This window comes from Streptomyces sp. NPDC060366 (assembly GCF_042725135.1).
Lineage (GTDB): Bacteria > Actinomycetota > Actinomycetes > Streptomycetales > Streptomycetaceae > Streptomyces.
The window spans coordinates 152,343-164,359 of the sequence record NZ_JBHXDC010000005.1; the positions used below are offsets into that span (position 1 = coordinate 152,343).

General features: G+C 71.6%; 7 protein-coding genes. 5 read left to right on the forward strand and 2 right to left on the reverse strand.

Features of this window, described 5'->3' with window-relative positions; genetic code table 11:
• Window positions 1–10: 10 nt before the first annotated feature.
• Complete coding sequence (locus ACFWHU_RS15595; RefSeq protein WP_387225235.1) at window positions 11–2,383, reverse strand: amino acid permease; 2,373 nt, start codon at window positions 2,381–2,383, stop codon at window positions 11–13.
• A gap of 116 nt (window positions 2,384–2,499) precedes the next feature.
• Window positions 2,500–2,910, reverse strand: coding sequence for a hypothetical protein (locus tag ACFWHU_RS15600; RefSeq protein ID WP_385803280.1), 411 nt, complete (start codon window positions 2,908–2,910; stop codon window positions 2,500–2,502).
• Between the two features lie 625 nt (window positions 2,911–3,535).
• Here ACFWHU_RS15600 and ACFWHU_RS15605 point away from each other — a divergent pair.
• The 5 genes from ACFWHU_RS15605 (at window position 3,536) to ACFWHU_RS15625 (ending at window position 11,987) form a co-directional block, all read left to right on the forward strand.
• Window positions 3,536–6,757 (forward strand): NACHT domain-containing protein, encoded by a 3,222-nt coding sequence (locus ACFWHU_RS15605; RefSeq protein ID WP_387225236.1) that lies wholly within the window; start codon window positions 3,536–3,538, stop codon window positions 6,755–6,757.
• Window positions 6,758–6,942: 185 nt separating this feature from the next.
• Complete coding sequence (locus ACFWHU_RS15610; RefSeq protein ID WP_387225237.1) at window positions 6,943–9,027, forward strand: ATP-binding protein; 2,085 nt, start codon at window positions 6,943–6,945, stop codon at window positions 9,025–9,027.
• Window positions 9,028–9,036: 9 nt separating this feature from the next.
• Entirely contained in the window at window positions 9,037–10,620 is a 1,584-nt protein-coding gene (locus tag ACFWHU_RS15615; RefSeq protein ID WP_387225238.1) for an ABC transporter substrate-binding protein, read from the forward strand.
• A gap of 106 nt (window positions 10,621–10,726) precedes the next feature.
• Entirely contained in the window at window positions 10,727–10,867 is a 141-nt protein-coding gene (gene yidD, locus ACFWHU_RS15620; RefSeq protein ID WP_387225239.1) for a membrane protein insertion efficiency factor YidD, read from the forward strand.
• Between the two features lie 58 nt (window positions 10,868–10,925).
• A complete protein-coding gene (locus ACFWHU_RS15625; protein WP_387225240.1) occupies window positions 10,926–11,987 on the forward strand; it encodes a hypothetical protein in 1,062 nt (353 codons plus the stop codon).
• Window positions 11,988–12,017: the final 30 nt, after the last annotated feature.

Consider the following 12,017-nt stretch of genomic DNA (forward strand, 5'->3'; position numbering starts at 1 on the left):
CGGGCCGCCGTCAGACATGGAACGGGACCGTGGTGACGACGACCTTGCGCAGGGGGCGCAGCGCCCGGCGCAGTCGGGGAGCGGTCCGGCTGTGCAGCGCGCTGTAGCGCCGTTGGCTCACCACGATCTCCGGAAGGATCACGGTGAGAGTGAGGTCGGGCCGCTGGCGGTGCAGGGCCTCGATGTAATTGACGAGGGGGGCGATGACGGCGCGATAGGGAGAGACGAGCTCCTGGAGGGGCAGGTGGTCGCCCCACAACAGCCACTGGTCGCGGAAGCGTTCGGCTTCCGCGACGCCGGTGCTGACGTGGATGACCAGGACGGGCTGCTGGAGCGAGGCGGCGTACGCGAGGGCGCGCATACCGGCTCGGTCCAGCGTCTGGATCGGTACGAGGGAGAGATGCCGGATCTCCTCGGGCACTTCCTCCGCCTCTTCCGCTCCCTCCCCTCCCTCCGCCCGCTCCGCCTCGTCGAAGGCCCGCGCGTCCCGCGGCTCGCGCGAGGCCGGCGAACCGTCGACACCCTCGACGCGTCTGGGCGGGACGACGGCGCGCGGCGTGATGGTGTGATGCGGCAGTTCGATCGCGTGCCGTTGGAGGCGCAGCGCCGCGGCGACGGTGTCGTAGTGGCGCCGGATGCGCGTCGTGACGACGAGGAACAGCCCGACGGCGACGAGCGCGACCCAGGCGCCTTCGGTGAACTTGGTGATGCCGGCCGTGATGAGGACGATCGCGGAGAGCAGACTGCCCGTCGCGTTGAACAGCAGGCTCTTGCGCCAGTGACGGTTCCTCAGGCGCCACCAGTGGACCACCATTCCGGCCTGCGACAGCGTGAAGGCGAGGAAGACGCCGACCGCGTACAGCGGGATGAGTGCCGCCGTGCGGCCGTCGAACGCCACGTACACCAGCCCCGCCGCGACCGACAGCAGGATGATGCCGTTGCTGAAGGCGAGCCGGTCGCCCATCCGCGCGAAGAGACGGGGCGCGTGGTCGTCGCGGGCCAGCAGGGACAGCACGCGCGGAAAGTCGTTGAAGGCGGTGTTGGCCGCGAGGAGCAGTACGGCCGCGGTGGCCGCCTGCGTGTAGACGTACATCGGGCCCGAGCCGAAGCTGCGGTGGGCGAGCTGGGAGAGCACCGTCTCCTGGGACCGCGGCAGGATCCCGCTGAAGTGGACGAGGGCGATGATGCCGGCGAACAGGACGACGAGGAGGCCGACCATCCAGCTCAGTGTGGTGCGGGCGTTGCGCCACTCGACGGGCTTGAACGCCGGTACCGCGTTCGAGATCGCCTCGATGCCGGTCATCGCCGTCGCGCCGGAGGCGAAGGCCCGCATCACGAGGAGGATGCCGAGCGCTTCCGTGGCGTTGACGGGCGGGTGGGGCACGGGTTGGAAGTCGCGGTCGGCCGCGTCGGCGAGGCCGGCGGCAATCAGCGCCAGCATCGCGATGACGAAGGCGTACGTCGGCGCGGCGAAGATCGCGCCGGCCTGCCGGATCCCGCGCAGGTTGCAGGCGAGGAGGACGAGGATGGCGAGGACGCCGATCAGTACGGTCGAGGAGGCGAGTGACGGCAGGGCCGAGGTGATGGCGGCGACGCCGGCGGAGATGGACACCGCCACGGTGAGGATGTAGTCCGTCATCAGTCCGGCGGCGGCCGTCAGCCCCGGAAAGAGCCCCAGGTTGTCGCTGGCGACGATGTAGGAGCCGCCGCCGCGCGGATAGGCCCGGATGGTCTGCCGGTACGAGACGCCGATGGCCAGCATCAGGAACACGATGGTGGCCGCGATGGGGATCGAGTACCCGAGTCCGGCGGTGCCCGCGAGGACCAGGACGGCGAGCATGGCCTCCGGTCCGTACGCGACGGAGGAGAGCGCGTCGGCGGACAGGACGGGCAGCGCGACCAGTTTGCGCATTCGCTCGCGGGCGAGGGCGGTGCTCGCCAGCGCCGGCCCGAGCAGCAGGCGTCGCAGCCGGTAGACGGATCGGGGCCGGTCGACGGGGCGGGGTTCGGTGCTGGGGCGGGACCCCGCGACGGGACGGGGTTCGGCGACGGGAGCCGGTGGCCCCTCGTCCGGCGTGCCGGCGGGAGCGGCCGGGGACGGCGCGGTGCCCGACGGCGTCGGGCTGAACGGGGAGACACGGACGACCCGCCCGAAGCGGGCCGGCGTGATCTGGGCCGGTGTGGGGAGGCTCCCCAGATCCGGATCGACCGGCAGCGCGCGCCGCCATACCTCGGGTTCCGCCGACACCCGCCGCCATTCGCGTCCCACACTGCGCAGCACGCGCAGTTGCTGGGCGTCGAGTTCGCGAAGGGGCTTGCTGCCCGGTACCGCCGCACTCCGCCTGCTCTTGGTGTTCGAGTTCTTACCGTGAGTGCCCGACATGCGGCAAGTCTGGCGGAACGTCCCCTTCGGGGGTGGGAGTGACGCCCGGAGGTTCCGGTGGCGTGCGCGCCGCCGGCCTTGTCACCGCCCTTGTCGTCCCCGCTCCCCCGCCTCAGTCAGCGTCTGCCCCGCCTGATCCAGTGGGCTCGCCGCTGCCGTCGCAGGGCCGGCGGTGTCGCCTGCGGCGGCTCGTCCGGCGAGCGGACGGGTGCCGTCCGCCCCTCGGTACGGTCGGCGGGTCGCTGGAGAGTGTCCAAGGCGTAGTTCGTGGTGGCGATGCAGTTCACGAGCTGCTCTTCGCTGAAGTCCTCCGACCCCGGCACATGCGGGACGAACCCGATCAGGGCCCCCTCGTTGACGATCTCCGCGTCGAGCCCCGCCGCCCCGTCCATGTCCCAGAGCGCCTCGATCCTGTCGTCGAGGACGACCCGGATACCGAACTCGTAGACACCCGCGTGCACCATGTGCGCCATGACGCCGCGGGAGCGCAGCTCCGCCGTCAGACGCTCAGCACGATCCGAGTCCATACGGAGCACCTCTTCACCTACGACGTTCCGGGGCCCGGTCCTCCCTCGTGGGGGCGCCCGGCGGCCCTCGTGTACTCCACGGTACTGCGCGCCGACGCGGTACGCGGATCGCCCGCGGCCCGCCGCCCCACCCCCGTTCCCACACCCAAGACGCCCGAATCGGGGCCAAACGCCGCCCGAACGGGGGGCCCTTCCCTCCGCTGGGCCCGCGAGTGGGCCCAGAGGCCCTGCGACTGGGCCCGGACCGGTCCCTACTGTTTGTCCGATCAGGCGACGCCGACCGCCTGATGCGCAGGACCAGCCATGAGCCAGTCGCGGACGCCGGGACCCCCCACGGCCACCGGACCGGCGTTCGTGGCTCCCACGGTGCCCCGGGGCCGGTACGGCCGGCTTCGGGGCGCCGCCCACTGCGGACTCGGCGTCCGTGTCGCCGGGGCGAACGCCGTGGGGCGGTTCGCGCGGGGAGTGCGACGGCGCGCGAGCGTCGCGCGACCTCTGTGAGCCCTGACCCCGGCGGGTCCTTCGCCGCTACTCTGAGGCGGGGTACGGCGGCCCGCGCGGGTCCCGTACGGTCGCACCGGCCCCGCACGGGGGCGGGGCGACGCGGGTGAGGGAGGGGGCTGCTGTGGACGGCGGCGTGGTGGGGCTGCGGATCGCGTCCGCGGTGGTCGTGCCGGTGCTGAAACGGCTGCTGTTACCGGCCAACAAGGTGCCCGAGGCGGAGTTCGGCGGCCGGCCGATCCCGATCCGCCGACTGGTGGCCTTCACCAGGGAGCACCGCACCCTCACCGAGGACGATCTGCACAAGCTCGCCCGCGAGTTGGTGCGCCGCGCCGTAAGTGCCGCCGGACCTCACGATCCGCCGGTCGGCGCCGACGAGCACGACGCCGTCGGCCAGGCCCTGACCCGTACCCTGCACGCCCTCGGCGATCTCGACATGGACGACGTGCACGCCTTCGCGCTCGGACCCGAACGGCTGGCGGCGGAGCTGTCCAGGCGCGCGGGCCCCGACACCCGACGCCTCCTCAGCGACGACGCCGCCCGCTTCCACGACCGTCTTCTGGAGACGGCCTGTGTGCATCTCGTGCGTCTCTTCAGCCGGCAGCCGGGCTTCGCGGCCCGCGCCCAGATCGAGCAGAGCCGTGAACTGCGCGAGCAGAGCGAGAAGTTGGACCGGCTGCTGGAGCGGCTGCCCGACATCAGCCGCCAGGACACCGAGTTCGAGGAGGCGTACGCGCGCTATGTCGTCGAGAGCCACGGCCGGCTCACGATCTACGGCGTCGACCTGCGCGAACCGGACGGCCAGGACTGGCCGTTGGAGTCCGCGTACCTGAGCCTGGAGGCCATGCCGTACCGGAGCGGCACCGATCCGCTGCCCGTGGTGAGCGGCGAGCCGGGCGGGGACCGGGACTCGGAGGCGGAGCGCGCCGGCGGCCCGGCCGAGGCACTTCTCGCCTCTCATGAGCGCGTCCTGCTGCGCGGGGTCGCCGGCACCGGCAAGACGACGCTCGTCCAGTGGCTGGCCCTCACCACGGCGCAGCAGGACCGGGTGCCCGGCGGGCTGCCACAGCTGTACGGGCGCGTGCCGTTCGTACTGCCGCTGCGCGCGCTGGTGCGCAAGGACGCCGAACTGCCCATGCCCGAGGACTTCCTGCGCTGGATCCGCTGTCCGCTGGTGGGCACCGAGCCCGACGGATGGGCGGCGCGGGTGTTGCGGCACGGGCGCGGCGTGCTGCTGATCGACGGCGCCGACGAGATTCCCAAGGCCGAACGGGTCCGCGCCAGGGCCTGGCTGAAGAAGCTGATCTCCGTCTTCCCGGGCAATCTGTGGCTGCTGACCTCACGGCCCTCGGCCCTCGACCGGCAGTGGCTCGCGCGTGAGGGTTTTCAGGAGTACACGCTCAGCGCGATGCGCCCGGCCGACATGCGGCAGTTCATCCGGCGCTGGCACACGGCGGCCAGGGCCACGGAAGAACTGGGCGAGTCGCTGACGCTGTCGCTGCGCAGCAGCCCCGAGTTGAGCCGGCTGGCGACCAACCCGCTGATGTGCGCGCTGATGTGCGCCCTGCACCGGGAGCGCCGCGGCTTCCTGCCGCAGGGCCGCGCGTCCCTGTACGAGGCGGCGCTGTCCATGCTGCTGGAGCGGCGCGACCTGGAGCGCGAGGTGTACGGTCGCGGCCACCGCCCGGAGCTGGACCAGAAGTCGGCGACGGAGCCGCTCCAGCGGCTGGCGTACTGGCTGCTGCGCAACGAGCGGACCCAGCTGGAGATGACGGACGCGGTGGACGTGGTGCGCCGGCTCCAGCCCTCCGTACCGCGCCTGGCGGAGGTCGGTACGCCGGAAGAGGCACTCCAGCACCTTCTGGACCGCTCGGGCCTGCTGCGGGAGCCCGCCGCGGGTGCGGTGAGCTTCATCCACCGGACCTTTCAGGACTTCCTGGGGGCCCGTGCGGTGCTGGAGGAACGCGACACGGGCATGCTGGTGAACAACGCACACTTGGACCAGTGGGAGGACGTGGTTCAGATGGCCGTCGCACAGGCAAGACACCAGGAACGCGCCGACCTGCTGACCCGTCTGCGGGAACGGGGCGACCGGGAGAAGGACGCGGCGGTGCAGGCGCGGTTACGTCTCCTCGCCCTCGCCTCCCTCGAACAGGCCACCCGGCTGGAGCCGACGGTGCGTGAGGCGATCGAGGACCGCGCGGCGCGGATGCTCCCGCCGCGCAGTCTGCGCGAGGCGAGATCGCTGGCCCAGACCGGTCCGCTGCTGCTCGGTCTGCTGCCCCGGGCGAAGGATCTGGAGGGTGACGAGGAGCTGGCGACCGTCCACGCGATATGCCAGATCGGCGGGGACGCGGCGATCCCCCGGCTCCGTGAGTTCCTCGAGACGACCCAGTCCGCCGTGCGGGCCCAACTCCTCGACCACTGGGACCGGTTCGACACACTGGTGTACGCGGAGGAAATCGTACGGCCGCTTCTGGAGACCACGCCGGACGAAACGGTAACGGTGCGCTCGCACGCGGAGCTGGACGCCCTGCGCACCATGTCCGGCTATCAACGCGTGGGTCTGCACGGCGACTTCAGCCCCGAGGAGATCCGCACCGCGCTCAACCCGCGTCGGCTGCGTGAGCTGAGGCTGCACAACACGCTCCAACTGGACGACCTGGAGCTGCTGTCCGTCTATCCCGAGCTGGAGACACTGGCGCTCCAGGGGTGCCGGAACGTGAAGGATCCGACGCCGCTGACCCGGCTGCCGCGCCTGCGGCGGCTTGAGCTGCGGGATCTCCCCCAGTTCGAGCCGCTGCTGAAGCTGTCGGACTGCGCGAGCCTCGAAGGGCTGCTGGTGGGGCCGGAGGTGCCGTGGCGAGGTCTGACCGATCTGCCGCGCGCCGCCGAGCTGCGGCTGCTGTCCCTGCCGCCGGCCGCCGCGCAGCTCGCGGGAATCGTGCACTGCCGGGGGCTGGAGGAGTTGCGGCTCCAGGACGCGAGCGATCGCGTGACCCCCGACGAATGGGGTTCCCTGCTGGGCGAGTTGCCGAATCTGCGGCGGCTGACCCTGTCGCCGCAGCAGCTCAGCATGCTGCTGTTCGCGCCGCGTACGGAGATCCCGCAGGTCACCCATCTGACGGTGCGGGCCAGGCCGGGCGCGGCGGTACCGCTTCGGCGAATCGCCAGGCGCCTGCCGGGACTTGAGGAGATTCATCTGTCGCAGGTCTCGGAGCTGGACCTGGGTTCACTGGCCGGGCTGCGCCGGCTACGGCTGGTCCGGCTCAGTTACGCGGGTGAGATCCGCGGGGCGGACGCGCTTCCCGAGAGCGTCGAACTCGACATCCATCCGCACCCCTGACGCGGCCCCCGGACACGTACGCCGACCGGTCCCACCTGTCACAACCGGGTGACAGAGTGTGGTGTCGGCCTGGCGAGAGCGCTTACCCGACCGGTAAGTTCGTTGATTCCAGGCTTCATTGGTAGGGAAATCGACGGTTGTGTCTCGGGGAACGGCGACGGACGAAGGGTGCGTGACGCGGCCAGATGCGCTCCTCGGACACGTCCCCCCTCCACGGCCGGGATCCGCTGCTGCGCTCGCTCGTCCCCCGGCTCACCGGTCTGACGTACGACGAGAGGTCCCGTACGCCCCGGGAACACCACGGCGATCTGCCCGTGGTCCTGGTGACGGGCCATCACGGCATGGGGCGCAGCGCCGTCCTGGCCGACCTGGCGGCGCACTACCGGGACCGGCTTCCGCTGGCCCACGTCAGGGTCGTGCCGACCGAGTCGGGCGCCCTGCCGTACGCCCCGGACGACGGCTCGGCCGCCACCGCGTCGACCCTCGTCGGGACCCTGGCGGAGCTGGTGTGTGCTCTCGCGCCCGACCTGCGGCGGCGTTTCCCGGTCCTGACGCCCGGGCTCCTCGCTGTCTCCGGCTGGGAGCGCGACAACTCGGAGCAGCGGGACGCGACATGCCTGCTGCACGCCCGGCTGCTGCTGGCCTGCCGACTCGCCGAGGGGGACGAGGACACGCTGCGGCACAGCTGGGCCACCGCCGTCGAGGGCCGGCTGAAAGACCCGGCGGGCGACGGCGCGGGGCGGGAGCGGGAAGGGGAGCGGGGCGGCGAGGCGGTCACGGGCGCGGTGGTGGCGGAGTACACCGAACGGTACGGTCCGGGTTCCGCCCGCGAGTGGTACGGGCGCCGTTTCCCGCCCGGCGCGGACGGCCAGGATCCGTTGCCGCTGCTCGGCGAGTGGTTCCAACAGGGCGGTGACTACCGGGATTTCGCCGAGCAGAGTCTGATGGCGGCCTTCCTGCACGACATCGCCGCCTCCTACGGACGGCTCCAGCGGTGGAACCGGGAGCCGTGGCCGCTGGTGCTGCTCGACGACGCCCACCACGCGGCGGGCCGGACCTTCCTCGATCTGCTCCTGAAGAACCGCGCGCTGCCCGAACGCGCCGACCACGAGGAGCTTGTCGTCGTGGCCACCCGGCTCGGTGAACTGCCGGAGGACGAGGACACCGCGATCCGGCGGGAGCTCGTCGATGTGGTGCGGTCCTCCGGCTGGGAGCGACGGGGCCGCGCGCCGTCCGCGGGCCTGCTCGCCGTGCCGCTCGCCCCGCTGAGCCGGGACGACATCCTGCCGCTGCTGGTGCCGAACCGGCCGGCCCGGCCGCTGCATCCGTATCTGGCCTCCGCCGTGCACTCGCTGACCGGCGGGCATCCCGCGGCGACCACCGTGCTGTGCGCGGCGGTCCTGGACGCCACCGGGAGAGGCGTCGGCGTGGAGCCTCGGGGGCTGCTCGAACTGACCACGAAGGAGGGTCGCGCGGTCACCGAGGTGCTTCTTGAGCGGCTGCTGCCGGACCGGCGCCAGCGCGACCGGCTGACGCTGCTCTCCCTCGCCCGTGACAGCACGGCGGCGGAGGCCCTGGCGGCCCATCTGCGTTTCCAGGGGCCCGACCAGCTGCCCGCCAACTCGGCCACCGACTATCTGGAGGACCAGCAGTGGCAGCGGCTCACCAGCCCGGACGAGCCGCTGGTCGCCGACATGCTGCTACAGACCCTGCTGGTGCACGAGGCGCGGCGTACGTCGCGCGGGACGGACGACGGCCGGGGGTGGCAGGAGATCCACCGCTTCCTGCGGATACACCACGCCCAGCGCGGCGAGAGCGGGGAGGCGGACGCGCTGCGGCACACGCTCGCGGCCGGGAACGCCGAGACGGTCGTCGCGGCGCTGGCCGAGGAGTTCCAGTCGGAGCAGGACGAACAGGCCGCGGCGCACTGGGTGTTGTGCCTGCGGTACGCGGCGACGGCGCCGACACCACCGACACCGCCGGCCGGGGACTGGACCGACGAACGGACACAGGTCGCGCTCGGCGCGCACGACGGCCGGTACGCGGAGCTGGACGAGATCGAGCGCTGCGTCAACCGGCTGCTGCACGCCCTGTGGCATGTGTCGGAGCCGCACGCCGAGCCGGACCCCGATATGTGCAAGGCGGTCGGCGAGGAGCTGGCGTTCCTCTCACCGCGGCATCGGTCCTGGCACGCCGTACTGGGCCAGGCGGCCCGTAGCTGGCCCGTCGCGGCCCGCAAGAAGCGCCCGTTGCCCATCCCCGGCGAGTGAGGAGGAAGCATGCTGGTCCGTCTGTTCCGTCGTCACCCCCGCGAGTGGGGTCCGGTCGAGTGGCTCGCCGTCCTCGGTCTCCTGGCGCTGACCGCCGCCGTGATCGCGCTCGTGGTCGGTCTCCTGCGGGGTCCCGGCCCGTGCGGTGACGATCTGGAGGAGATCGGCGGTGACTGCGTGGGTGTCACCGAGGGTGTCTTCGAGGCCGACCCGGAGATCGCGAGCCTCATCCGGGCGGTCGCGGACGAGAACGCCCGCGTACGGAAGGGCTGGGAGGACCCGTCGAGCGGGCCCAGGATCCCGTACGTACGGATCGCGTTGATGATGCCCTTCACCGCGGACGAGCACAGCGCGATGACCACGGACATGATCCGCCGGGGACTCGCGGGCGCCCTGACGGCGCAGCGGCAGGCGAACAGCTTCGGCGGACCGCGCTACCAGTTGCTCATGGCTCCCGACGGCCGGAACCTGGACGCGTGGGAGCCCGTCGTCGACCGGCTCGCCGAACTCTCGAAGGACACCAGCAGACCGCTGGTGGGGGTGACCGGCATTCCGAGCAGCACACCGGAGACACGGGACACCATCAGGGCGCTGACCAAGCTCAAGATCCCCACCGTCGGCCCGGTCATCACCTCGGCCGACATGAACTCCACGTACTTCTTCAAGACCTCACCGAACAACGACCAGTTCGCCCGCGCGCTGAAGCTCTACCTCGACAGGAACCCGGCGGACCGCAAGGGGTTCCTCGTCTGGGACAACCGCGACGAGGACGTCTACTCGAAGAATCTGCGCGCCGTGTTCGAGCGGCACTTCAACGACACGTACGACCTGTCGGACCACAGCTCCAACTTCATCGGTTCCTCCGGAACGGCACAGGGCATTCCGCAGCGGTTCACCGACGCCGTACAGAAGATCTGCAACGAGAAGTCCGACACGGTCTTCTTCGCCGGCCGCGACCAGGACCTGCCCGCCTTCCTCGCGCGCCTCGCACAGGAAGGCACCTGCGGGCGCACCTCGGAGCTGCGCATCCTGAAGGTCGGCATAGGGCTGGAGCCCACCCTGACCGTGGACGCGCCCACCCGGTGGCTGGAGGAGGCGCGGGCCACGATCGTCGACGCGTCCGCCGTCGATCCCCAGTGGTGGGCCGAGGGGGCCGAGCCGAAGAAGGCGCTGGGCCGGTTCCTCGACGGCTTCCACGAACTGGACGAGGAACACGAGTTGGGCGTCAAGCCGCTCGACGACGGCTACGCGGTCATGTACCACGACGCCTTCACGCTGCTCGCCGACGCCGTGGACCGTACGTTCACCGAGATCAACGAGGACGACACCCGGACGCCGGGGGCCGCGTATCTGCCGTCGAAGGACGACGTCTATCACACGCTGGTCATCCCCAGCGTTTCCGGCAGGACGTGCAACTCGTGTCTGGTGGGCGCCGCCGGGACGTACGGCTTCGAGGGGCCGGACGCGAACGACCAGTGGGCCGTCTGCAAGCCCGTGCCCGTCGTCGAGCATCCGCGGCGGCCGGGCGGGCGTGACCCGGCGCCCGTCTACCGCACGTACCGCGGTGCGGACGCGGACGCCTGTCCGTCCTGAGTGCCCGCCCGTCACGACCGCCGGCCCTGACGTCCGCGCCGACGAATCGGGCATCCTCCGGGGCGACTTCGGGGAGGTCAGGGGCCCACACGTATCATCCGCCGCGGTGCGCCACTACCGGGCGGAGATCAGCCCTGGGCGGCCGCCGTGCTGCCCCTGCACCCCGAGCTGTTCCACGTACGCGGTGAAGGCCCTGCACCGGCACGGCGCGCTGCGCGGCGGGCGCCTGGCGCCGGCCCCGGAGTAGGCGCCCGTCCCTATCCACCACTTCGAGCAGAGGGAAACACAGAGATGAAGGTCAGCCGGTGAAGGTGATACGCCCCTGGACCCCGTACATAGTGCTGGTGCTGATACTCGCGATCGGCGGCGGCTACGGGTGGTACCGCATGAGCGACACCGGCAAGGGCTGGCGGTACGAGGAGAGCCTGAAGTCGTTCTGCGAAGGGCTGATCCCGTACGAGGAGTCCGCCGGGTACACCGGGATGGACGGGTCACGCCTGTCGGCCGACTACCGCGCGGGAGGCTCCGGGGGGGACTGGGACTCGTGCACGGTGGCGGGCTTCGACCTCACCATCGCCCGGGTCCCCGACTCGACGCTCAAGTCCTTCGACGGGAACGACGCCTTCGACAGGCTGGACGAGGTGTCGGGTGACTCACCGCCGATCCCGCTGGGCGGCGGCTGGCGCGGCTACACCGATCTCGTCAACACGGCGGTCGTCCTGAGCTGCGAGAACAAGGCCGGGGCGGTCTTCGTGACAGCGGACGACGGTAACGTGGACGATCTGGACGACATGTACGACGCGAGCGACTCCGAGCGGGCTCGCGGAATCGCCGAGCTCGTGGCCGCGACCGCGGTCAACGCGGCCGAGGAGTGGGACTGCGACGCGAAGGCCGGCGGCCGCATCCCGCGGCTGCCCGCCCCGGCGGAGCGCACGTCCCCCTATGCCCCGAAGGGCACCTGCGCGGGGATCCGGCTGCACGACCAGGACTATGTCCACTGGATCCAGGACGCCCCGGCGAGCGGGACCGCGCCTCTGGAGCGCTGCGTACTGGGCGAGACGAAGGCGGAGGCCGTGCATCTGTTCGAGTTCGAGGCGGCGTTCGGTCCGTTCGCGCAGCGCCTGCGCCCGGACGACCCCGACGTCGGCACGTTCAAGCGCGGTGCGGGCGGTGCCAAGGGCTCCTACTGGGCGTCCGCGAAGTGCCCCGGCGACGGTCCCCGGGCCCTGTTCCGGGTCGATCCCACGCAGTACGTGCACATCGACGGTTCGGTGGACGAGTTCGCCAGGGACGCCCTCGCCACGTTCGCCGAACGCAGAGCCGAGCAACACGGCTGCACCGACCTGACGTTGCCGCCCGCCTCGTAACACCTTCCCTCGCCCCGCGCCGCCTGCGGC